Source organism: Roseobacter sp. (genome assembly GCF_045106495.1).
GTDB lineage: Bacteria > Pseudomonadota > Alphaproteobacteria > Rhodobacterales > Rhodobacteraceae > Roseobacter.
The window spans coordinates 28,855-52,307 of record NZ_JBGCEQ010000003.1 but is presented as its reverse complement, the minus strand read 5'-3'; the positions used below and the strand labels follow the sequence as shown (position 1 = coordinate 52,307).

The window sequence follows — 23,453 nt, the reverse complement described above, 5'->3', positions numbered from 1 at the left end:
TCAGGGCAGAAGCAATGAGACGATTGGCGGCCAAATGAGCAGCACAGACAGAGCGCAAATCTGGATGCCGATAAAGGGCAGGAAACCTTTGAAGATATCGGTCAAGCTGATGTGTGGCGGCGCAACTGACTTGAGGTAAAAAGCGGCGGGGCCAAAGGGCGGCGACAAAAAGCTGACCTGCATATTCATGCAGAAAACCACACCAAACCAGATCGCAACGTGCCGCGGGTTCAGCTCCCCGAAGAGGCCTATTTCTTCAATGGGCAACCGCTGCACGATTGGCAGGAATACAGGGATGATCAGCAACACGATGCCTACCCAGTCCATGAACGCCCCCATAAAGAGCAGGATCAGCATCATTGCGAGAATAATGCCCATGGTCGGAAGATCGGACCCGACAATAAAGTCAGCGACGTAAACTGGGCCGCCGGCGATAGTATACGCCCCTGCCAGCGCGGCCGCACCAATGGTCACCCAGATGATGGTACCCGTGGATTTAAGCGTACGCATGAGGCTTTCCCAAACCAGATCGAAGGAAGCTTCTCCACGCAGGATCGCGATGACGAGCACGGCGAGCGCGCCCATGCCCGCAGCCTCCGTAATGCCGGTGATGCCGCCATAGATCGAGCCCATGACTACGCCAATGACGACAATCGGCGGAACAAGGCCCTTGCCCATCGACCAGCCCAAAGCCGTCCGTGCGCGCCCTAAAACGCCGAACATTATAACGAATGCGAGGCCAACCGCGCCGCCAAACCACGGCAACCAATCGGCTGTGCCGTAGGCTATGTCCGCACCGGTATTCGATGCGTTCTGACCCGCAAGTTCAAAAAACAAAGCCCGCAAGAACAGAACAATCCCAAAGCCCGCGACCAAGACGCAGAGGAAAGCGAGAAACAATTTGGCTTTTTCCATGCCGTAGGGTTCGCCTTCGATCGCATCGGGAAGAGGCGCATCTTGGGGCCGCAATTGCGTGCGCACGATGATATATAGGATAATAAACGAGGCCAGCATGAAACCTGGCAAGAAGGAGGCGGTAAAAAGCGCCTTGATCGAGGTTTCGGTAATCAGGCCATAGATGATCAAAACGATTGAGGGCGGGATCATGGTGCCCAGTGATCCGGATGCACAAATTGTACCGATGGCGAGGTTCTGACTATACCCCAAACGCAACATTTGTGGCAAGGCGATCAGGCCCAAGAGTACAACCTCACCGCCGATGATCCCGGACATCGCGGCCATGATCACGGCCATGATTGATGTCACAATGGCGATGCCACCTCGGGTGCGATTGAGCCAGACATTTAGCGAAGAATACATGTCTTTGGCGATGCCGGAGCGTTCCAGCAGGGCGGCCATAAAGATAAAAAGCGGGATGGATATGAGAACATAGTCCGTTAAGAGCCCATAAATTTTCTGGGCAAGAATATTGAGCGGGCCGGATCCAGGCCTTCCTGTCAAAATTCCATCGCCAAATGTGAAAGGGTTCATCAGCAGCGCAGGTTCGAATTTCATAACCAGAACCAAAACGGCAAGAATGGCAGAGGCAAATCCCAAAGGCATGCCAATGGCCAGCAGCAGAACGAGGCCCAGCATCAGGACCAGAGAAATTGTTCCGATATCCATTAGTTTTTCCCCGGGGCGTTGGACTGGATTGTACCGAGATCATCGGCACCGACGGCTGCTTTGAGCCGTTCTATTTCATCTTCATCGATATCATCTGCGGCGGAGTGGATCACCGGTTCGGCATTCCAATCCGAAACCAGATTAACAACCGCTTGAAAAGCCACCAGAACGATCACCAAGAGGACCATCGGTTTCAGAGTGGCGGGTATCGGTGGATCGAAGGCCGTGCCGAACGTCTCCCAGCGGTAGAATTTGTCAAAGGCCTCGCCGTATCCGCCGTAGACCAGAAAGAAGGCAAATGTCACGATCAGCAATGTCGACACGCAATCGCAGGTTCGTTGCAAGCCGCGTGGCAGCATGTCGTAGAGCAAGAAGATGCGTATATGGCTGCGCTGTTGCATGGCGTAGAGGCCTGCACACAAAAAGACAAAGCCGGCAAGCCAGAGAGAGAGTTCATTGGCCCAAAGTGTTGGGGCCTCAAAAACGTATCGCAGAACGACCTCGTAGATCATGACGCAGCACAACAGCACGATCAACATCATGGTCAATCGCCCGACGAACACAGCCAGACGATCCAGTGGTTTCCAGCTTTCGAACTCCATCGGAGCGCGACGTACGGTGCGCACGCCAAAAAAACCAAAAACGGGCAGCAAAAACAAAGCAACCCAATCGACAGTATCCGCATAGCCTCCGAAAAGGCCGCCCAAGTCGGGTGTTACATCGATCCGTCCAAACAGAGCGCTGAGTTTGTCGAACTGCGATGGATCTTGCGGAGGGAACCACGAAAGCGTGAAAGCGGGCAGATGCCAGGTCAACCAGCCAGCACAAAGGATAAATGCGAGTGGCACAAGCCATTCAACTAAGCTTCCGGACTTTTCCTGCATGATCTCCCCCAACCATATTGGCCGTTATTTTTGTTGTTGTCCCGGCCAGAGACAAAAAAGACCCCGCCGATGGTCGGCGGGGTCCGTTTGCAGGTTAGTTTATTGCTTGAGACCGAGCTGTTCGAGGTAGGCCAGGTGGCTCTCAACCAACGCTTTGGCTTCCGGGGTGTCGGCGAACTCGGGCCATGTGGCCTGGGCTGCTGCACGGAATTTAGCCAATTCTTCAGGTGCCCACTGAGACAGTGTTACACCTTGCTCACGCAGCTGAGCCGCAGCTTCGGCGTTCTTTTTCTCGACCGTCAGAGCCGTGCGCAGAGCCAAAGCCTCCATCGCCACTTTCATGATCTTCTGGTGGTGCGCCGGCATTGCGTCAAACACGGCCTTGTTGCACGCCAAGTGATCAGATGGCATCGAGTGGAAACCGGGGAAGTTGGCATATTTTACGATGTCGTAAAGACCCAAGCCCACGTTGTTGGCCAGACCGGACGCATCAGCACCGTCAATGATACCTGTTTCCAGAGCTGTAAAGATTTCGGTGAAGTCCATGACAATCGGGGATGCGCCGAGTTTTTCAAAGATCTTTGTTTCCATGCCGGGGGGCGAACGGAATTTCCAATCTTTGAAGTCTTCAACCTTGGCGATTGGCTTGGAGGACGCAAAGCTCTCCTGACCGTAGACCCACCAACCGATCAATTCCATGCCGTATTTGTTGTAGAGCGGTGCCGCTGCTTCACGACCGCCACCGAAATATAGCCAGCTCAGCTGTTGGTAAGGCGTGTCGTAGCCGCCCATGATGTCGCCGACGAACTGGAAAGCCGAGTTTTTCCCGGTTTGGTAGCCACCGCCGGTCATGTCGCAGTCCAGAATTCCTGTGGATGCTGCGTCAAAGGTTTCAACCGATTTTACGACAGATGATGAATAGAACATCTCAACAACGATTTCGCCATTGGACATGTCCTGAATGTCTTGCATGTATTGTGCCGCTAATTTGCCGGACACTGTTTCAGGAGCGTAGTGAGTTTGAATACGCAGGTTCGTTGTTTCAGCTGACGCGGTAAATGCCGTCGACGCCGCTAGGGCTGCAACTGCGGCGACCGAAGCCGCCTTCTTGATGATTTTCATTTTGTCCTCCCAGACGTTGAGCGCACAGATGGATCGGGATGTTGGGCCCGGTGAAATTTTTACGCTGGTAGACGTTAGGCTGACCAAGGTTGTTCAGGCAAGAAAATATTTTAATTCTTGAGAATTTTGATATTTTTATTGATTTTCGAAATTTTGAGCGTAACCGTGAAGGCAGGTGGGAGATCGAAAAATGGCTGCGCATGACGCTGATATATTTGACGATATGCGACACCGTCTGATCACAGGCGAATTCGGTTACGGTAGCAAGCTGCGCGCTGAAAAGCTACGGCTAGATTACAATTGTTCTGCGAGCACTGTCCGTGAAGTTTTGTTTCGCCTGTCGACGGTCGGATTAGTAGACTTTCAGGAACAGCGCGGTTTTCGGTCGCCTTATCAATCGGTTGAGAGGCAGCATGAGTTGACCCACATGCGTATTCTTCTTGAATCCGAAGGCGCATGTCTGTCCATTCGTCTCGGCGGTGTTGAGTGGGAATCTCGATTGTCAGCGGCGCATCACAAGTTGTCCCATATTGAAACACGCGTTCGTTCGTCAGGAGATGTGACTCCACTTTTGGGGCTTTGGAGCCGAGCCGAGCAAGAGTTTCACGAGACCTTGATTGACAGTTGCGGTTCAAAACTCTTGAAGCGCACGCATAAGGTGATTTACGAACAATTTCGCCAACAGCTTGTTTCTGCAGAAACAAATTTTGGGTATTTTCCAGAAAACATTCGTGAGCATCAAGCGATTCTTGATGCCGCGTTGGAGCGTAACGAGGACCTAATGCGTGTTACAGTAAACGACCATTTGGCGCGAAATCTTTCGCGGCCGTTACCACAGAAGCATCATGCAGGCGTCTTGGGTAAGTCCTCAGCGATATAGGTATGAATGATTTCGTCAAAAGATGTTTCAGCCGTGAAACCAAGTGAGACAGCACGCTTTGGATTGAAATTGCGAGGCCACCCTTCTACGATTTTGATGATGGCTGGATCATGTTTCACTTTGATCAGATCAACCACATCTTGCCCGCAAATCCGCCTCAAGGCCTCGATCTGTTCCTCGACAGTGCAGCTTAAACCCGGTAGGTTCAACGCTCGACGTCCATTCAATGAAGTAGTATCCAGTTTTGCGGCGTGTGCTAGAAAGCCAGCTGCGGTGCGCGGCGACGCGTGCCAGTGGCGCACCGACGCATCGACTGGCAAGATGGCCTCTTGGCCGTTTAGTGGTTCTCGTATGATGCCCGAAAAGAATGAGGACGCTGCCAGATTGGCTTTGCCTGGTCGCACACAAATCGTAGGCAGTCGCAATGAAACCCCGTCTACATAGCCTTTTCGACTGAAATCTGACAGCATCAGTTCACTGATTGCCTTCTGCGCACCATAGCTGGTTTGAGGCGCAGAGAGGAATTCGTCGTCGATCTTCTCCGGGAACGGACCGCCAAAAACCGCAATGGATGACGTGAATACGATACGCGGCACATAAGTGCCGTCTGACTTGTCGTATGCGTTACGAAATGCTTCGAGCAAATGCCACATGGACATCATGTTGATGTCCCAGCCCTTGGAAAAATTTGTTTCCGACTCCCCTGATACGATCGCAGCGAGGTGAAAAACGATATCGGGACGGTCAGATACGAGGTCATATGCAACCCCGGCTTCTGACAAGTTTCCCGTTTTGAATGCTGGTCCAGCGACCCCTTTTTCGGGAAATGTCATGTCAAAGAGGGTGATCTCAAGATCGGCGTACCCGGGCAGGCCATTTGTGATCAGGCGTTTGGCCAGTTTTTGCCCAACCATCCCGCCGCCACCGATGATAAGTACCCGGGTCATGTTGCCAATCCGTTTCGTGCCTTGAGTTCGAGATACAAGCCGGAATGATCTTTTTCCGCGCCACCCATCGCGTCAATGAAATGCTGAAACCGATCACGCACGCTTTCTGTTGCGGGCAGTGAAAGTCCTAGACTGGCGGCTTCATCCAGGGTGTTGTTCAGATCCTTGACCTGAAACTTGGTCAGCCCGCCCGGCTCGAAATTGCCTTCGGTCATCCGCTCGCCATGTTGCTGGAGTATCACGCTATCGGCGAAACCACCTTGGAGCGCGCGTCGCACGGCGGCTGGATTTGCGCCACCCCGTTCCGCGAGCAACATTGCTTCCGCAACTGCCGAAATGGTAACGGCAACAATTGTTTGATTGGCTAATTTGGACAATTGTCCGGCACCCGACGGGCCCACATGAACGGGTCGCCCCATCGCATCAAAAATTGTGCGCGTTTTATTAAATGTCTCTGTCTCCCCACCTACCATAATTGCTAGCGTGCCAGCTTCGGCACCCTTTGTACCGCCTGATACCGGAGCATCGAGATGTCCGAACCCCAAATCAGCAAGTGTTTCCGCCTGTTGGCGCGCATGCTCTGGCTTAGCGCTGGACATGTCGATCCAAACGGCGCCTGGTGACAGGGCGGCCTGAACCTTCGGGTCATTGATCAACGCGCCTGAGGCGAAGCCATCCGATAACATGGTGATTACGAAATCCGCTCCAGTCACGGCGTCAATTTCATTGGCCGCGACCCGGGCGCCGTCACGCTCTAAAGGCTCCGCGCGGGCCAGCGTCCTATTCCAAACCGTGAGTTTATGCCCCGCCTTAAGAAGATTGCGGGACATGGGAACACCCATTAGGCCGGTTCCGATTAATGTGACTTTGCGCGATTGTGTCATTGTCAGGGGTGCCCCGTGAATTCTGATTTCAAAGCAGTAGCCAAAGGCTGGCTCTTGTCATACGCTAACGAAAATGAGCCGATGGACCAGCCCGTCCGGAAGTTTTTTATGAAGTCAGCGATATTGATGCACTTCTTTGACTGGTTCATCGTCGAGCCATGCAAGAAGATTGGCGCTGGTCCAAGGGGGGATTATTATGTCAGGGCAAAGACTTAAAGGGAAGCGCGCGTTGGTTACCGCCGCGGGTCAGGGGATCGGTCGCGCGAGCGCGATTGCAATGGCCGCAGAGGGCGCTCAGGTGTTCGCAACAGACGTGAACATGGTAGCGCTTTCCACGATTCGAGATGGGAATCACGAAAATATCGAAATTTTCGAATTAAATGCTTTGGATGATAGAAGCGTTATTGACGGCGTTACTCGGGCGCAACCGGATGTATTGTTCAACTGCGCTGGCTTTGTGCATCACGGCACGGTGCTTGATGCAACGGACGACGATTGGGATTTCGCGATGAATCTGAATGTACGTTCGATGCTGCGCACCATTCGTGCGGCTCTGCCAGGTATGCTGGAGCGCGGGCAGGGATCGATCATCAACATGTCATCGGCTTGTTCGTCTGTGATCGGTGCGCCGAACCGGTTTATCTATGGCACGACCAAGGCAGCAGTGATCGGTTTGACGAAATCTGTCGCCCTGGACTATGTGGCACAGGGCATCAGGTGTAATGCAATTTGTCCCGGCACAGTGGAAAGTCCCAGTTGGCATGACCGCGTGGACGCTTTGGGGGAAAAATTGGGAAGCAAGGAAGAAGCCATGACTCAGTTCGTTTCCCGACAGCCTATGGGCCGTGTGGCGACAGCAGCGGAAATTGCTGCGCTTGTTGTGTATCTCGCCAGTGATGAAAGCGCGTTTACAACGGGGCATCCTCACATCATTGACGGGGGTTGGTCAGGCCAATGAAAAAGAAAATCGGCATCGAAGACTTGCGGTCACGCAAATGGTTCATGAACCCGGACAATCCAGAGATGACCGCGCTTTATCTCGAACGCTACCTGAATTATGGCCTGACGCGCGGAGAGTTGCAGTCTGGCAAACCGATCATTGGCATTGCCCAAACCGGTAGTGATCTGAGCCCATGCAATCGGCACCATTTGGAACTCACCAAAAGGGTGCGCGACGGCATCATCGCCGCAGGTGGTACATGTATTGAAGTACCCGTGCACCCGATACAAGAAACCGGCAAACGCCCGACCGCGATGTTGGATCGGAACCTTGCCTATCTTTCTTTGGTAGAGACGCTGTTTGGCTACCCGCTCGACGGGGTTGTCTTGAATATCGGCTGTGACAAGACCACGCCGGCGCTTTTGATGGCGGCGGCAACCGTGAACATCCCGGCGGTGGCTCTATCTGTCGGACCCATGCTTAACGGTTGGTTCCAGGGCGAACGCACTGGATCCGGTACGATCGTGTGGAAAGCGCGCGAGATGTTGGCGGCAGGTGAGATCGATGATGACGGGTTTATGGAACTGGTCGCGTCTTCGGCGCCCTCTGTGGGGTACTGCAACACCATGGGTACCGCGACAACGATGAATTCACTGGCGGAAGCTTTGGGTATGCAATTGCCAGGATCAGCAGCCATTCCTGCGCCCTATCGGGAACGGGGCCAGATCAGCTATGAAACCGGCCGCCGGATCGTCGATATGGTCTGGGAGGATTTGCGTCCCTCAGAAATCATGACGCGAGAAGCTTTCGAGAATGCGATCGTCATCAATTCCGCTATTGGTGGATCCACAAATGCCCCGATCCATCTCAACGGGATCGCACGACATCTGGACGTTCCATTGGACAACAACGATTGGCAACAGATCGGTCACGATGTGCCTCTCTTGGTGAATCTGCAGCCTGCGGGTGAGTATTTAGGCGAGGATTATCAGCACGCAGGCGGTGTTCCTGCAGTGGTCGGCGAGTTGATCAGCGCCGGGTTGTTGCCGCATCCGGATGCGATGACAGCGAATGGCAAGACGATGGGCGAGAACTGTGCCGCACAGCGCAGCGCGGATACCAAGGTAATCAAATCGGTGTCGGACCCGTTGAAGCCGCAGGCGGGTTTCATCAATCTGACAGGTAACCTTTTCGACAGCGCAATCATGAAAACCAGTGTGATCAGCCCGAACTTCCGCGCAAAATACCTTTCGAAACCTGATGACATAAATGCATTTGAGGGCCGTGCCGTGGTTTTCGATGGCCCGGAAGACTTTCACCACCGCATTGACGACCCTGCTGAGAATATTGATGAATCCTGCGTGCTGTTCATGCGTGGCGCTGGCCCCAAAGGGTACCCGGGGGGTGCTGAGGTGGTGAACATGCGACCGCCTTCTTACCTGCTCAAGCAAGGCGTAGAGGCATTGCCGTGCGTTGGCGATGGTCGTCAGTCTGGCACATCTGGCAGCCCATCGATTTTGAACGCGTCGCCTGAGGCGGCGGCTGGCGGTGGGCTTGCACTGTTGCAGACCGGGGACACCGTACGGATTGATCTGAACAAGTGCACGGCAGATATGTTGGTGCCTTTGGATGAATTAGCCGAACGCGCACGCGCATTCGAGGCTGCAGGAGGCTATGACGCTCCGGAAAGCCAGTCACCATGGCAACAGTATTTCCGCGAGAAAGTTGGTCGGTTCGATCAGGGTATGATTCTGGAAGATGCCGACAAATATCAAGATATTGCGCGCAAGTTCATGCCGCGTGACAACCACTAAGAGGAAGACAAATGAAACTTGTTCGTTACGGTGCCATGGGCGCAGAAAAACCCGGTATGTTGGACGGAAATGGTGTGCTGCGCGATCTGTCCGCACATGTCAGTGATATTTCAGGCGGCACCTTGTCCGATGCTGGATTGGAAAAACTGCGCGCCATCGATCCGGCCAGCCTGCCCGCAGTCGAGGGCACCCCACGCATCGGCGCATGCGTTGGCAGCATTGGCAAATTCCTCTGTATCGGGTTGAATTATTCCGATCACGCAGCGGAAACAGGCGCAGCGATACCTGAGCACCCAATTTTGTTTTTCAAAGCCAATTCAGCCATCGTGGGTCCCAACGACGATGTGTCAATGCCGCGCGGGTCCACCAATACCGACTGGGAGGTCGAACTCGGTGTGGTGATTGGCACCACCGCAAAGTACGTTAGCAAGGAAGACGCGTTGAACCACGTTGCGGGGTATTGTGTCGTCAACGACGTGTCCGAACGGCATTTCCAAACGCAGCTCACGGGACAGTGGACCAAGGGCAAATCCTGCGACACCTTCGGGCCGACCGGACCCTGGCTGGTGACACGCGACGAAGTGGCGGATCCGCAAAGTCTGGCGATGAGCCTCGATGTAAACGGCAAGCGCATGCAGACTGGCAACACGTCGACGATGATCTTCAGCGTTGCCGAAATCATTGAGCATTTGTCTGGATTGATGACCCTGCACCCGGGAGATGTCATCACCACCGGTACGCCGCCCGGTGTTGGCATGGGCATGAAACCAAATCCCGTCTACCTGAAAAAAGGCGATGTGATGGAATTGACAATCGAAGGTCTGGGGCATCAGCGCCAGACAGTCACAGAGGATGCATAAAAATGTCTGATCTATTTCTCATCGGCGGTGCAACCGACATCATGCTGGAACGTCTCAGCGCAAAATTCACCATCCATAAAACCAAGGACATGGATGATCCGCAGGCATGGCTGGCTGAAAACGGGGCATCCATCAGCTATATCGCCACAAATGGCCATGACGGCGTGAAACCTGAATTTATGGCGGCGATGCCAAACCTGAAAGCTATCAGCTGCTACGGTGTGGGCTACGACGCCATTGATACAGGTGCTGCAAAGGCCAAAGGTGTTGTCGTGACGCATACGCCCAATGTGCTGAACGCCGAAGTTGCGACCACTGCAGTTTTGTTGATGCTTGCGTGTTACCGGGAAGTTCTGCGCGATGACGCATATGTCAGATCTGGCCGTTGGGAAACTGAAGGCAACGCGCCGTTGACACGCTCAGCGGATGGGCAAACCGTTGGCATTCTGGGACTGGGTCGGATTGGTCAGGCAATTGCCGACAAGCTGGCCCCATTCGGCACCACGATTGTGTATCACTCGCGCAGCAAAAAAGATGTCGACTATAAATACTACGACAATCTGACAGATATGGCGCGCGATGTGGATACGCTGATTTGCATTACGCCGGGCGGTCCATCGACCAATAAGATCGTAAACAGCGAGGTCATGGATGCCCTCGGGCCGCAAGGGACATTGATCAATGTCAGCCGTGGGTCGGTTGTAGATGAGGAAGCGATGATTTCGGCCTTGCAAGACGGACGCTTGGGTTGGGCCGGGTTGGACGTTTTTGAACAGGAACCGCAAGTTCCCGAAGCTCTGCGCGCTCTCAGCAATGTGGTTTTACTCCCACACGTTGGCAGCGGTACAAATGAAACGCGCGCGGCCATGGGCGCACTCACGGTGGACAACCTGTTGCAGCATCTCGAAGACGGCACTGTCATCAGCCCGGTGCCCGAGTGCGCAGACATGTGATGCCATGACCAAGATCGCCTCAGTGAAAGCGCGCATGTTCAATGTGCCACTGGATGAGGTTCTGGTGGATGCCAAACACGGCAGCCACAGCCATTTTCACCTGATCACAGCGACTGTGACCTTGGAAGATGGGCGCGTGGCAACCGGGTATACCTACAATGGCGGGCGCGGCGGGCACGCCACGGCGGCGATGATTGAACACGATCTTGCCCCCTTTCTGGAAGGGCAGGATTTCGAAGACATCGAAGCGCTTTATGATGCTATGCAGTGGCACATGCATTATGTCGGACGCGGCGGTATTGTGAGCTTTGCAATATCTGCGGTCGACATTGCGTTATGGGATTTGCGATGCAAAGCAGCAGGCCAACCATTGTGGCAAGTTGCGGGCGGTGCGGGCAACTCATGCAAAGCCTACGGTGGCGGAATTGATCTGGCGTATCCCCTGCCAAAACTGCTGACCCACGTGCAAAGCTATCTGGATGCCGGGCTGAACGGCGTGAAGATCAAGATTGGACAACCCACCGAGGCCGAGGATGTGGCGCGTATACGGGCCGTTCGAGACCAGATCGGACCAGATACAGCGTTCATGATTGATGCGAATTATTCCATGACAGTGAAGCAGGCGATTTCACTGGCTCTCGCCGTCAAAGACCAGAATATTCTATGGTTCGAAGAACCCATACTCCCGGATCACTACAAAGGGTTTTCTGAGATTACGCGGGCGACAGGCATCGCTGTAGCGCAGGGCGAAAACTTGCACACAATCTACGAGTTTGAAATGGCGCTGGCGCAAGGCGACCTTGGTTTTATCCAGCCGGATGCCTCGAATTGCGGCGGTGTCACCGGGTGGTTGTAGGTCGCCGCGTTAGCACGTGCCAAGAAAATTCCGGTTTGCAGCCATGGCATGCAGGAGTTGCACGTCAGCCTGGTATCTTCGCAACCTCATGGTGGATGGCTGGAAGTGCACAGTTTCCCTATCGACCGCTACACGACGCGACCCCTAGTTGTTCAAAACCACGAGGCTGTTGCACCTGATGTGCCAGGCATCGGGGTGACGTTTGACTGGTCTCAGCTCGCGCCGTTCGAGGTGCGTCTCTGAGCCACTAAATCCGCAAAAAACGCTGTGCAATTTTCGGGATCAACCCGTCAAACTGAAGTGGTGCATCAGTGACGGCCAGACAGATGCAATCCTCATGAATGTCAGCAACAGGCGTATGGTGCATGTCGCTGTCGGCAATTTCGACATCACCTCTCGCGAAATAGCCGTCCTTATCCTGGAACGCCCCTTTCAGAACCATGGTCATTTCTGTCCCATGGTGACCGTGATCCGGCATCGCCATTCCTGCGGGGATGAGCAAAAGGCGTGCTGACGCGTCTTTGGACGTTGTCAGGATCGCCTGCTTGACGCCCATGCCCACGGGCTTCCAACGCACCGCATTCAAATCGCCTCCGACATAATCACGCAGTGGTTCCGGCAAGACGTTGCATGAATTTTCTGCTGCCTTCGGGGCGTCTATTGTACCGCCTGCGATCAAATTCAGCGTTGCTTCAAAACTGTTTTGATCGAGAGGGGACACGTCAAATTCGGCTATTTGGTCGAGTACTTCGCCGCCCACAGCATCATAGCTTTCGGCCCGCGCACGGCAACTGTCACAGAGCGACACGTGAGTTGCAACCATCAGATTGAAGGCCTCTGACAGCGTGCCCGCAGAATACGCCATTAACACTGCATCACTCAAATGGTGATTGATTTTATCAGTCATTTCACTCTTCACTTCATTGTGTGGCGCAAGCGTTCCAGCGCCAATCGAATTCTGGATTTGATCGTGCCAAGTGGCAGACCGGTTTGAGCTGCGATTTCGCTATGTGTAAGGTCCCCGAAATACGCCTTTTCGATCAACTCCCTCTGGGCTTCCGGCAATTTGGATAATGCCGTGCCAAGTCTTTCCGTTTCTTGTTGCAGTGCCAGCACGTCTGTCTGGTCTGGTTCTTGTTCCGGGCCCCAAGTCAGATCCTCAGGATCCGGCCGGCGCTGTTTGCGCAAAATGTCAATTTTCCGGTTACGTGCTATCGTGAAAATCCACGTCGCTACGGAGGCGCGCGATGGATCAAATTGATGCGCCTTGTGCCACAACGCTACCATTACATCTTGAGCGCATTCCTCCGCCAAAGATGCGTCCGCGCCGGATTTGATCAAGAACCCCTTCACGCGCGGTGCAAAATGAGAGAACAACTCGGCGAAGGCCGCCTTATCCTTGTGATCTCTGATCCGCACCACGTGATCAACCCACAGCAGACGTTTTGATCCAGCCTTTGAAGTCACGAAATCTCGCTTAAAGTTATTAGGGCGCGACATAACCATCACGGCTCGCGCCAAAGCGCTTGCCGCATTCCCACTTTCACTATCTTTGTCGCTCAAGGTTAACATGCATCTACTACGCCGCATCACCGCAACCAGATCAAAAAAACTTTGTGTGCTGCAAATACATCCACTTTGCCACGCGCTTCGTATACGGTGAACAACGTCTGGAAATCTGGAACTATCAATAATGCCCTTCGAAGCCTTGACCACAGGTGCTTTTGCGCATCAGAAAACGGCAGATCAATTTCAAAAAATAGCAATCATCGGGGGTGGCATTTCAGGAATGGGGGCTGCTTTGATGTTGAGCAAGACCCACCAGGTAACGCTTTACGACTGCGAAAATCGGCTGGGAGGACACGCTAGAACGGTGATGGCCGGAAAGAACGGCGATCAACCTGTGGATACGGGGTTCATTGTATTCAACCGGCAGAACTATCCTTTTATGACCGCCTTGTTTGATCAACTTGATGTGCCAGTGGTCAAGTCGAGCATGAGTTTTGGTGCTTCGATTGACGGCGGTCGTCTGGAATATGCGCTGTCGTCGTTGGATGCTTTGTTTGCTCAGCGTCGCAATGCCGTGTCTCCTGCCTTTCTGGGAATGGTGCGTGATATTCTACGGTTCAACAAACATGCGGAACAGATTGCACAAGACAGCAGCCTAACTCTTGGCGGTTTTTTGCAGAAACTGGGTAGCGGCGACTGGTTTCGTGACTACTATTTGTTGCCGCTCTCTGGCGCGATCTGGTCGACTCCTGCTCGGAAAATCTTGGATTTTCCGGCGCATGCGATGGTGCAGTTCTTCAAAAACCACGGCCTTCTTGGGGTATACGGGCAGCACCAATGGTACACTGTTCAGGGCGGTTCGATTCAATATGTCAGCAGGCTGGAAGCAGCATTGAAAAGTGCCGGCTGTGGTCTTCGATTGGGCACCGCAGTTCGTTCAGTCGAACGGGCAGCCGGCCATGTCATCGTCCGAGCTGAGGCCTGCGAATCTGAAGTTTATGATCATGTTATCTTTGCCACGCACTCGGACGATTCATTGCGCCTGCTGGCAGACCCATCCGAACGGGAACGAAAATCCTTGGGTGCCATTGCCTATCAACCCAACGATATTGTGCTGCACCGCGACACCAATGTAATGCCCAAAAGTCGCAAGACATGGGCGAGTTGGGTTTATACGGAAGACAAAGCGGCCCAAAGCGACCGGATTGATTTGACCTATTGGATGAATTCTCTTCAACCCATCCCACACGACGATCTGCATTTTGTGACGCTGAACACAAAGCGCACCATCCGCGACGAGCTGATTTACGATAGCGTGACCCTGCGCCACCCCGTCTTCGACTTAGCAGCCTTGGGCGCACAAAAAGACATCCAAGCATTCAATGGCGCACGTAACACCTGGTTTTGTGGCGCATGGATGAAGAACGGTTTCCACGAAGACGGGTTAAGCAGCGCAGTGGATGTAGTTCAGTCATTGCGCAGTTTCGCACACGAAAGAGTCGCTGCCGAATGAGTCTGACCGTCGATCATATCGCCGGCCAAACCTTCCATGGTCGCAAGGGAGCGGTTGAGAACGCCTTTCGCTATTCTGTAGACTACGTATTGCTGGATGCTGAAGCTGAAGTGAAAGCACCAAGACTATTTGCGCGCAACGGTCCAAGTCTTACATCTTTGCATGATACCGACCATGGCGGGCCCCCCAAGGCGGGACGTGGGGCTGAGTGGGTTCGGGACGTGCTCGAACAGCATCAGATTACTGGTGTTTCCAAGATCGAATTGCTGGCGCAGCCGCGAACGTTGGGTCATGTTTTCAATCCGGTCAGTTTCTGGCTGTGCAGGCGCGATGATGATGCGCTGATCACAGTCATTGCTGAGGTCAGCAATACTTTTGGCGATCGCCATAGCTATCTTTGCTACCATCCCGATTTGCGCGTGATTGCGCCTGGTGATACTTTGACGGCCAACAAGATTTTTCATGTGTCCCCGTTTCAACCGGTGGGTGGTGGGTATGCATTCCGCTTTGACATTACTGACGCACGTATCGGCATCTGGATCGATTATTCCCGTGGCGAGGGTGGGCTCATCGCCACTCTGACTGGAAAACGCAAACCGCTGACCAATCGCGCGATCCTTGGGTTCGCGTTGCGTCGTCCTTTTGGAGCACGCCGTGTGTTGGCGCTGATCCACTGGCAAGCGCTCAAACTTTGGTTCAAAGGGGCCAGCTACCGGGCACGGCCGACGCCGCCGGAAAAAGAGGTGTCTCGGTGACACAGGAAACCGAGCGTCTGCCCGCCTATTCTCTCTTCGCGGCTTTGCTGGCCGCTGCCGGGTTGCCGATCTATATCCATGCGCCAAAGTTCTATCTGGATGAATATGGTGTCTCTCTTGCGGCCCTTGGCGCAGTTCTGTTCGCCTTGCGCCTGATCGACGTTGTCCAGGACCCTCTGTTGGGCAAACTCTCCGAACGATTACGGGACCATCGTCGCCTTGCTGTGGCTATTGGCTGCGCTGTCATTGCAATTGCAATGTTGGGCCTTTTTGCTGTCCCGCCCATGTTGCCGCCTCTTGTCTGGTTCGCGCTTACTCTGACCCTGGTGTTTTCGGCGTTCAGCTTCCTGACGATAAATTTCTACGCACAGGGTGTTTCGAAAGGTACGCAAATGACGGGCCAAGGTCACTTGCGACTTGCCCGTTGGCGTGAAAGTGGCGCGCTCTTAGGGGTTTGCGCCGCGTCGGTGGCGCCGATCGCCTTGGCCTCTTTCATGTCCGCGCCTTTCGCTGGGTTTGCGGTTGGCTTTGCCATTCTCGCTGTTGTTGCGGCTGTGGGAATGCGGAGCGAGTGGCGCACCAAAGGAATCGCTGCCGCTACTGGCTTCGGTGTAGTTCTCAAGGATCCTTTGGCCCGTCGATTGTTGTTGATTGCTCTGATCAACGCAGCCCCTGTTGCCGTAAGCTCGACCCTTTTTCTGTTCTTTGTGGAAAGCCGTCTGGAGGCGCCGGGATATGAAGGCCCTCTGCTGTTGTTGTTTTTTCTTTCCGCAGCAATTGCAGCGCCTTTCTGGGGTAAAATGGCTGAACGTTTTGGTGCGCGGAACGTGCTGATCACGGCCATGGTGCTGGCCATCGCCTCTTTTGGCGTTACTTTAACGCTTGGACCGGGTGATTGGGCGTTTTTCGCATTTATATGTCTGGCGTCGGGCGCCACGCTTGGTGCGGATTTGACCTTGTTACCAGCCATCTTTGCCAATCGAATGGCGCAAATTTCTCCATCTGCTGCCGAAGGATTTGGCCTTTGGTCATTTGTCTCCAAGCTGACGTTGGCGTTTGCCGCCGTGAGCTTGTTGCCAGTTTTGGATTTGGCAGGTTTCGAAAGTGGCGCAGGCGCGATGAACACGCCAGAAGCGTTGGCGTTGCTGGCGTTTTTGTATGCCGCAGTGCCTTGCGGATTGAAAGTTGTCGCAATTGCTCTGCTGGCGATGACGAATTTGAGAGAGGTCTGAAGCCATGGGTGCCTTGTTTTATTTGCTTTGCGGAGTGGTGCTTGGGATGCTGGGCGTCTGGTTGTTTCGCAAAAACATAGGTTTCATTGCCCAGAAACCGGAAGATTATGAAGACGCAGGTCCGGAATTTGATGTGCGCAAACATCTCAACGGCCCGATTGTTTGCGAAGGCGTGATATTTGGACCTTTTGGCCGTGTCAGCAGCAGGTTCATTGCCGATTTCGAAGGGTCTTGGGAGGGCGACAAGGGGTCGCTCAAAGAACGATTCACTTATGACGACGGCAGCACACAAAACCGCGAATGGCACCTGACCATCGCCGAAAACGGGTCCATTCGTGCATCAGCAGACGACGTGATTGGCGAAGGAGCGGGCCGTCAGACTGGCCCTGCTGTGAAACTCAACTATGATATCAAACTGCCTGCTGCCTCTGGAGGACATGTCCTCAGCACGGTGGACTGGATGTACTTGACACCCAACGGTACGATCATGAACCGCTCTCAGTTTCGCAAGTTCGGCATCAAAGTTGCCGAGCTGGTGGCGACAATGCGCCCGAAAGATGCAACGTGAGAAACTGGACGGGCAAACGCTATTGGCTCGTTGGAGCCGGCGATGGTTTGGGTGCTGCTCTTGCCCATCGGCTCAGCCAGGCCGGCGCGCATGTGATTGTCTCTGCGCGATCCGAACACAAGCTTAAAGACCTGGTCGACGCGCTACCCAATGAAGCGTCCTATCAAACGATGGATGTTTCAGACGATCAGAGCGTCAAGGACGCAGCTGATACAATTGGGCTGGTGGATGGCGTGGTGTTTCTTGCCGGTGTGTACTGGCCTTTTGGCGCACAGGAATGGAACTATGATCAAGCCACTGCGATGGCTGACATCAACTTTACAGGTCTTTTGCGCGTTATGGGTGTCGTGGTGCCGGGCATGGTGCACCGTGACGCAGGCCATATTATGATCACGGGTAGCTTGAGTGGTTTTCGCGGACTTCCGGGATCCATTGGATACACCGCATCAAAAGCGGGCACGATGTCTCTGGCCGAGTGCATGTATGCCGATTTGCGTGGCACTGGAATACAAGTGCAAGTCTCCAATCCGGGTTTTATCAAAACACAGCTGACCGAAAAGAATGACTTCAAAATGCCATTCATCATGACGCCGGAGGCGGCGGCTGAAGAGATGTTCAAACAGATGAACACCAAGCGGTTCAAGGTCAGTTTTCCACGTGTTTTTTCGTGGGTATTTCGCGGCAGTCAATTCTTACCAGACTGGCTTTACTACCGCATATTTTCTTAGAGTCGGGCGATGTGATCCGTAAAAATCATCGCCGCGCGGGACCATACGGCGGCCGACGGATCGGCCAATTGCATGAGCACGGGTAGTAGCTGTTCGGCGTAGTCTTCGCTGCTTTCCAGCGGGAGCATTGAAGGCAAGTTGTCAATCGCAGTGACATCCAGTATCGGGGTTTTGTGAACGCGCAGCGCCGGTTCCTCCCACGTGGTTGCGCGATCATACACTTTGATCGGTGAAAAATCGCTATCTGGGTCGCACGCAATGTCGGCGATGACGCGCAATTGGCGTACTCGCGACGGTGCATCAGCCGGAACAAAAACCGGGGTCCCAGCTCGGGCAAGAACGCAATTGAAGAGTAAATCATGCGCAAGGACTTCTGGGAAAGGTCCGCCAGTTGATGTCTCGGCCATGTCCCATTTGGTGGTTGCGACGCCCATGGCCGTGCACAGATCGGCAACCCCCGTGCCAACACGGCCCAAGGCTCCGATGATCAGCCCGTTGGGTCGATGACTACCTGTTGCGACAAGGTCCGATTGTAGATCTGCGAGCAGATGCGGCGAGCTATCATAGGCCGCAATCGGTCCTGCGATCTTGCCATTCTGTTGTGCTGCCCAGCATTTCAAGGCCACCGCCGCTCCGGCATATCCGGCCCAATAGCCAAAAGCGGCCAGCCTTCGGCCTGTGTCATCTGTCAGGTATTCGAGATCCAAAAGCGTGCCGCCGCCTGTTTTGAAACGCTGTAACAAACGCAGACCAGAAGGCTGCCCCTTGAACGCATGTCCGAACATGATGTGGCGGTGCGGCAGGGCGGTGCCGTCCTCGGGCAATTCCTTGAGGCCAAAGATGATGGCGTCTCTAGGTGCGTCGCACCAAGTATGGCTGGGAACCATGATGCAGCCAGCTTGCGCGTAATCCGCGTCGGGGATCACGCGCGCGCCAGAACGTTCCACGCTCACCTGTATCCCCGCAGCCCGCAGCGCCTTCGCCCCTTTAGGTGTCAGACCGACCCTGGTTTCATTGTCGCGCTGTTCCGCCCGCAGCCAGAGGTGCACCACGTCAGAGCATTCCTTGTGCCACAGCGGATTTGACCGAAGGCCGCTCTTTCATCCGCATCAGAAACGCTTGTATTTCGGGAAAATCGTTTATGTCCACACCGTCTCCTTCGAGCCAGTTGCACAACATGAAAGCGTGCGGGTCCACCAGCGAAAAGTGCTCTCCCAGCACATAATCGCCTTGCAGGCATTCGTTGGTAAAATACCGTGCACTTTCTGTCATGGTCTGCGCCACCTTGGCCGTCATGTCATCAAAGCTGGATTGCTGGTCTGCCCAACGATGACCGCGTTTTTTATGGGCGTGGTTCACGTGCATTGTCGCCGCAAGGTAATGCATCACGCTGCGCATTTGTGCGGCGCGCAAGGGATCCGACGGTATTAACCCCGCGTGGGGTGCAAGAGCTGCGATGTATTCGAGGATTGCACCGGTTTCGGTCAGAAATGCACCATCATCGGTTTGCAAAGCTGGAACGCGCCCCTTCGGGTTGATGGCGAGATAGGCGGGCTTGGACTGTTCGCCGGATTGGAAATCAACCCGCACAGGGTCGTAGGGTAATCCTGCCTCTTCAAGGGCAATGATTGAGGCAACGGCAATGGTGCCAGGAGCATAATAAAGGCGCATCAAAGTATCCTTTTAGACATGTGTCTGGGCATAGTGACGGTCCGGGTTTTCCAGATGAGGTATTGCATTGAACATCGTGGGCGACAATGTGCCGCCAATTGGAAAAAGCCGGTGTTGAGACGTATTGTAGATCGCCAAAGCCATCTGCGCCATCGCCTGAATGTCCAGCCGCAGAACATGGCGCATCGCCATCGATATTAATCCGCCGGACGTGACCACGAGTGCCGGGCCATCCCCGTCTGCGATTTCGATCATGACCTCCCAAACGCGGTTTTCAAAGTCGGAAAAGCGTTCTGGGGCATCCGTTATCTCATCGCGCTGCCAGGCTGCAAAAACCAGTGGTAGATGCGAGGTGAACGCAGCCTGATCATTAGGGAAAGGCACCCCGTGTTCCCGTTCCAATGCGCGGGCAAGTGTCAGGTATTCCAACTCGTTGAGACGCGCGTCCCTGACCGGTTCAAGGTCGATCTCCATGGATTGTGCCGTCTCGATATGGCGTTTGAGCGTCCCAGTATAGAGGCGGGTGTGATGTTGGTTTTGAGCACGTAAATGCTTGCCCAGCCATGCTGATTGCTGGTGACCCAGAGCGCTGAGTTTGTCGTAACTGGCTTCGTCCTGTGCGCCGGAATTGGCCTGACCGTGCCGGATGAGAGTGATGTGGGACATATGTGCTTTCGGTTGCGTACCGTCTTAGTAGGCGAGGCCCCTCGCGGTGGAAAGGGGACCTTGCAACGACAGCCGAGATTTTCACTTGGGTCGTAGATGCGCGACACGGCGTTCCAATGGGAAACACATCTGGCGGAAATCCAGCCCGATATGTCGGGATTAGTGTCCTGCGTTGGCTGTCTGCGCTATATGCTAACGCGAGAAACTCAGGAGGCGCACCGGCATGTCCGACAAAATTACCTTTACGATGGACGGCCAGGAAGTTCAGGCCGAAGCCGGTATGACGATTTGGGAAGTGGCAAATGGTCGGGGCCTGATTATCCCACACCTGTGCCATAAACCTGCGCCAGGTTACCGACCTGACGGCAATTGCCGCGCCTGTATGGTCGAGATTGAAGGCGAGCGCACTTTGGCGGCCTCGTGCATTCGTGAGCCATTGGATGGCATGGTTGTGACCACCAACTCGGCGCGTGCGGAAAACGCCCGCAAGATGGTGGTTGAGATGCTGCTGACAGATCAACCCGACAAACACGTGTCGCACGACAAATCCAGCCACCTTTGGGATATGGCAGAGCTGAACGGTGTTGAGGAAAGTCGCTTTCCCAAACTTGAGGAAGGGCGCATTCCGCTGCTTGACGACAGTCATGTGGCGATGAGCGTCAACCTGGATGCCTGCATTCAATGTGGGCTATGCGTGCGCGCTTGACGTGAGGTGCAGGTCAATGACGTGATCGGCATGTCCGGGCGCGGACACGATTCCTATCCAACCTTCGATATGGCCGATCCCATGGGCGACAGCACCTGTGTCGCTTGCGGTGAATGCGTTCAAGCTTGCCCCACCGGGGCCTTGATGCCCGCGGCTGTGGTTGATGAAAATCAGGTCGGCGACAGTGCCGATTTTGACCGCGAGGTGGAGAGCATTTGCCCCTTCTGCGGAGTCGGTTGTCAGGTGTCTTTGAAGGTCAAGGACAACAAGATCAAATACGTCGACGGGATCAATGGCCCGGCAAATGAAGGGCGGTTGTGCGTCAAGGGACGCTTTGGGTTTGACTACATTCACCACCCGCACCGATTGACCAAACCCCTGATCCGTCGCGAGGACGCGCCGGAAAAGGGTTTGAACGTCGATCCGGGCAATTGGCGAACGCATTTCCGCGAGGCCAGCTGGGACGAAGCGCTGGACTTTGCCGCCGCCGGCATGAAGGGCCGCGGGCGTGAGATCGCGGGTTTCGGGTCGGCGAAATGCACCAATGAAGAGGCATATCTGTTTCAGAAGATGATCCGTCAGGGCTTTGGGCACAACAACGTCGACCACTGTACGCGGTTGTGTCACGCGTCTTCTGTTGCGGCATTGATGGAGAACGTGGGCTCGGGCGCGGTGACAGCAACATTCAACGAGATCGAAAACGCGGATGTGGCCATCGCCATCGGATGCAACCCGATTGAAAACCATCCCGTGGCGGCCACTTTTTTCAAGCAATTTACCAAACGTGGCGGCAAACTGATCGTGATGGACCCGCGTGGACAGGCGCTCAAGCGGTTCGCCAGCCACATGCTGCAATTTCGCCCGGGTGCGGATGTGTCGATGTTAAATGCAATCATGCACACGATCGTTGAAGAAGGGCTGTACGATCAACAGTATATCGATGCCTACACAGAGAATTGGGAAGCTGAAAAGGCCCATCTGGCGGATTTCTCTCCGGAAGCCATGGCGCCGATTTGCGGCATTGAACCTGACGTTCTGCGGGATGTGGCGCGGACCTTTGCGGGGGCCAAGTCCGCAATGATTTTCTGGGGCATGGGCATTAGTCAGCATATTCATGGGACGGACAACTCGCGGTGTTTGATTTCGCTCGCACTCATGACAGGGCAAGTGGGTCGACCTGGGTCTGGTTTGCACCCTCTGCGCGGGCAAAACAACGTGCAGGGCGCCTCGGATGCCGGTCTAATCCCGATGTTCTTGCCGGACTACCAACCCGTGACAGATGATGGCGTGCGTTCGGCTTTCACCAAAGTATGGGGCTCTGCGGATTTCTCAAATGAGCGTGGCTTGACGGTAACGGAAATCATGGATGCGGTGCATGCGGGCAAGATTAAGGGCATGTATGTTCTGGGCGAAAATCCGGCGATGTCGGATCCGGATGTCGAACACGCGCGGGCGGCACTGGCCAAGCTCGATCACCTGGTGGTGCAGGATATCTTTATCACGGAAACCGCAAACTATGCGGATGTGATCCTGCCCGCGAGCGCCTTTGCGGAAAAATCCGGTACCGTGACCAACACAAACCGTCAGGTTCAGATGGGTCGCCCCGCCGTCTCCCCTCCCGGTGACGCGCGCGAAGACTGGTGGATTGAGGTTGAGCTGGCCAAGCGTCTTGGGCTTGGCTGGGCCTATGAAAGCCCTGCGGATGTTTTTGCCGAAATGAAGCGCAACATGCGCAGTCTGGAAAACATAACATGGGAGCGGCTGGAAGAGCAGAATGCGGTAACTTACCCATCTCTCAGTCCCGAAGATCCCGGTCAGGCCATCGTTTTCGGCGAAGGATTTCCACGTCCGGATGGGCGCGCGAAGTTCACTCCCGCCAGCGTGATTGCGCCGGATGATGTGCCAGATGCAGACTATCCGATGATCCTGACCACCGGGCGCCAATTGGAACATTGGCATACCGGGTCCATGACGCGCCGATCAACCGTGCTGGATGGACTGGAGCCGGAGGCGAACTGCTCTCTTCACCCCTCCACATTGCGCAAACTGGGCGTAGCACCGGGTGAGCATGTCCAATTGACCACAAAACGCGGGTCGATCTCCATTATGGCGCGCGAGGATCGTGCGGTCTCACCAGATATGGTTTTTGTCCCATTTGCCTATGTCGAGGCAGCGGCGAATATTCTTACCAACCCCGCCGTTGATCCCTATGGCAAAATCCCTGAATTCAAGTTCTCCGCCGTGCGCGTGGAAAAAGCGTTGCAGGTCGCGGCAGAGTAGGTGCCGGCATCCGCTTGAAAAAGCTGTGTTGTTGCCGAGCGGATGGCCGCAGAAACAAC

Annotated in this window: 20 protein-coding genes and 2 pseudogenes; 12 read left to right on the top strand and 10 right to left on the bottom strand. The window is 54.5% G+C overall.

All coding sequences use genetic code 11. From position 1 onward, the window contains the following. The 3 genes from AB8B75_RS02205 to AB8B75_RS02195 form a co-directional block, all read right to left on the bottom strand. Window positions 1-1,626 (bottom strand): TRAP transporter large permease subunit, encoded by a 1,626-nt coding sequence (locus AB8B75_RS02205; protein WP_405359499.1) that lies wholly within the window; start codon window positions 1,624-1,626, stop codon window positions 1-3. Then, a complete protein-coding gene (locus AB8B75_RS02200; RefSeq protein ID WP_405359498.1) occupies window positions 1,626-2,510 on the bottom strand; it encodes a TRAP transporter small permease subunit in 885 nt (294 codons plus the stop codon). The genes AB8B75_RS02205 and AB8B75_RS02200 overlap by 1 nt, the downstream gene beginning before the upstream one ends. Before the next feature lie 99 nt (window positions 2,511-2,609). After that, window positions 2,610-3,632, bottom strand: a complete 1,023-nt coding sequence (locus AB8B75_RS02195; RefSeq protein ID WP_405359497.1) for a TRAP transporter substrate-binding protein — start codon at window positions 3,630-3,632, stop codon at window positions 2,610-2,612. A 190-nt stretch (window positions 3,633-3,822) separates the two neighbouring features. On the opposite strand from AB8B75_RS02195, the gene AB8B75_RS02190 reads away from it, so the two are divergent. After that, complete coding sequence (locus AB8B75_RS02190; RefSeq protein WP_405359496.1) at window positions 3,823-4,512, top strand: GntR family transcriptional regulator; 690 nt, start codon at window positions 3,823-3,825, stop codon at window positions 4,510-4,512. Here the strand turns inward: AB8B75_RS02190 and denD are convergent. Both denD and AB8B75_RS02180 read right to left on the bottom strand, forming a co-directional pair. Continuing rightward, window positions 4,476-5,459 (bottom strand): D-erythronate dehydrogenase, encoded by a 984-nt coding sequence (gene denD, locus AB8B75_RS02185; protein WP_405359495.1) that lies wholly within the window; start codon window positions 5,457-5,459, stop codon window positions 4,476-4,478. The two genes, AB8B75_RS02190 and denD, sit on opposite strands and share 37 nt — an antisense overlap. Continuing rightward, window positions 5,456-6,343 carry an NAD(P)-dependent oxidoreductase gene (locus AB8B75_RS02180; protein WP_405359494.1) on the bottom strand — a complete coding sequence of 296 codons (888 nt, stop codon included), beginning with the start codon at window positions 6,341-6,343 and terminating at the stop codon, window positions 5,456-5,458. Before AB8B75_RS02180 ends, denD begins: the two co-directional genes overlap by 4 nt. Before the next feature lie 196 nt (window positions 6,344-6,539). Between AB8B75_RS02180 and AB8B75_RS02175 the strand changes: the two genes are divergently transcribed. The 5 genes and pseudogenes from AB8B75_RS02175 (at window position 6,540) to AB8B75_RS02155 (ending at window position 12,009) form a co-directional block, all read left to right on the top strand. Beyond that, on the top strand, window positions 6,540-7,301 hold the full coding sequence (locus AB8B75_RS02175; protein ID WP_405359493.1) for an SDR family oxidoreductase: 762 nt from the start codon (window positions 6,540-6,542) through the stop codon (window positions 7,299-7,301). After that, complete coding sequence (locus tag AB8B75_RS02170) at window positions 7,298-9,097, top strand: IlvD/Edd family dehydratase (protein WP_405359492.1); 1,800 nt, start codon at window positions 7,298-7,300, stop codon at window positions 9,095-9,097. Before AB8B75_RS02175 ends, AB8B75_RS02170 begins: the two co-directional genes overlap by 4 nt. Before the next feature lie 11 nt (window positions 9,098-9,108). Next, window positions 9,109-9,957: a fumarylacetoacetate hydrolase family protein gene (locus AB8B75_RS02165; RefSeq protein WP_405359490.1), complete on the top strand. Its 849-nt coding sequence runs from the start codon at window positions 9,109-9,111 to the stop codon at window positions 9,955-9,957. A gap of 2 nt (window positions 9,958-9,959) precedes the next feature. Further along, on the top strand, window positions 9,960-10,910 hold the full coding sequence (locus AB8B75_RS02160) for a 2-hydroxyacid dehydrogenase (RefSeq protein WP_405359489.1): 951 nt from the start codon (window positions 9,960-9,962) through the stop codon (window positions 10,908-10,910). Next, window positions 10,807-12,009, top strand: a pseudogene (locus tag AB8B75_RS02155) (mandelate racemase/muconate lactonizing enzyme family protein). The gene AB8B75_RS02160 and the pseudogene AB8B75_RS02155 overlap by 104 nt, the downstream one beginning before the upstream one ends. A gap of 4 nt (window positions 12,010-12,013) precedes the next feature. On the opposite strand, the gene AB8B75_RS02150 reads toward AB8B75_RS02155, so the two are convergent. Together AB8B75_RS02150 and AB8B75_RS02145 are read right to left on the bottom strand one after the other, a co-directional pair. Further along, on the bottom strand, window positions 12,014-12,673 hold the full coding sequence (locus tag AB8B75_RS02150; RefSeq protein ID WP_405359487.1) for a ChrR family anti-sigma-E factor: 660 nt from the start codon (window positions 12,671-12,673) through the stop codon (window positions 12,014-12,016). An 8-nt stretch (window positions 12,674-12,681) separates the two neighbouring features. Beyond that, window positions 12,682-13,233 (bottom strand): sigma-70 family RNA polymerase sigma factor, encoded by a 552-nt coding sequence (locus tag AB8B75_RS02145; RefSeq protein WP_405360166.1) that lies wholly within the window; start codon window positions 13,231-13,233, stop codon window positions 12,682-12,684. A 226-nt stretch (window positions 13,234-13,459) separates the two neighbouring features. Between AB8B75_RS02145 and AB8B75_RS02140 the strand changes: the two genes are divergently transcribed. The 5 genes from AB8B75_RS02140 to AB8B75_RS02120 are packed head-to-tail and all read left to right on the top strand — an operon-like array spanning window position 13,460 to window position 18,071. Then, window positions 13,460-14,788, top strand: a complete 1,329-nt coding sequence (locus AB8B75_RS02140; protein ID WP_405359485.1) for an NAD(P)/FAD-dependent oxidoreductase — start codon at window positions 13,460-13,462, stop codon at window positions 14,786-14,788. Then, on the top strand, window positions 14,785-15,543 hold the full coding sequence (locus AB8B75_RS02135; protein WP_405359484.1) for a DUF1365 domain-containing protein: 759 nt from the start codon (window positions 14,785-14,787) through the stop codon (window positions 15,541-15,543). The genes AB8B75_RS02140 and AB8B75_RS02135 overlap by 4 nt, the downstream gene beginning before the upstream one ends. Further along, window positions 15,540-16,775, top strand: a complete 1,236-nt coding sequence (locus AB8B75_RS02130; RefSeq protein ID WP_405359482.1) for an MFS transporter — start codon at window positions 15,540-15,542, stop codon at window positions 16,773-16,775. Before AB8B75_RS02135 ends, AB8B75_RS02130 begins: the two co-directional genes overlap by 4 nt. Before the next feature lie 4 nt (window positions 16,776-16,779). Continuing rightward, window positions 16,780-17,343, top strand: coding sequence for a DUF3833 domain-containing protein (locus tag AB8B75_RS02125; protein WP_405359480.1), 564 nt, complete (start codon window positions 16,780-16,782; stop codon window positions 17,341-17,343). Then, entirely contained in the window at window positions 17,340-18,071 is a 732-nt protein-coding gene (locus tag AB8B75_RS02120; protein WP_405359478.1) for an SDR family NAD(P)-dependent oxidoreductase, read from the top strand. The genes AB8B75_RS02125 and AB8B75_RS02120 overlap by 4 nt, the downstream gene beginning before the upstream one ends. Here AB8B75_RS02120 and AB8B75_RS02115 read toward each other — a convergent pair. Genes AB8B75_RS02115 through AB8B75_RS02105 form a run of 3 tightly spaced genes read right to left on the bottom strand, consistent with a single transcriptional unit; the run spans window position 18,068 to window position 20,408 of the window. After that, window positions 18,068-19,123: a saccharopine dehydrogenase gene (locus AB8B75_RS02115; RefSeq protein ID WP_405359476.1), complete on the bottom strand. Its 1,056-nt coding sequence runs from the start codon at window positions 19,121-19,123 to the stop codon at window positions 18,068-18,070. The genes AB8B75_RS02120 and AB8B75_RS02115 overlap by 4 nt on opposite strands. Before the next feature lies 1 nt (window position 19,124). Then, complete coding sequence (locus AB8B75_RS02110) at window positions 19,125-19,742, bottom strand: glutathione S-transferase family protein (protein WP_405359474.1); 618 nt, start codon at window positions 19,740-19,742, stop codon at window positions 19,125-19,127. A 12-nt stretch (window positions 19,743-19,754) separates the two neighbouring features. After that, window positions 19,755-20,408 (bottom strand): histidine phosphatase family protein, encoded by a 654-nt coding sequence (locus AB8B75_RS02105; RefSeq protein ID WP_405359472.1) that lies wholly within the window; start codon window positions 20,406-20,408, stop codon window positions 19,755-19,757. A gap of 223 nt (window positions 20,409-20,631) precedes the next feature. Between AB8B75_RS02105 and fdhF the strand changes: the two are divergent. Beyond that, window positions 20,632-23,394 (top strand): annotated as a pseudogene (fdhF, locus tag AB8B75_RS02100) (formate dehydrogenase subunit alpha). Window positions 23,395-23,453 lie beyond the last annotated feature (59 nt).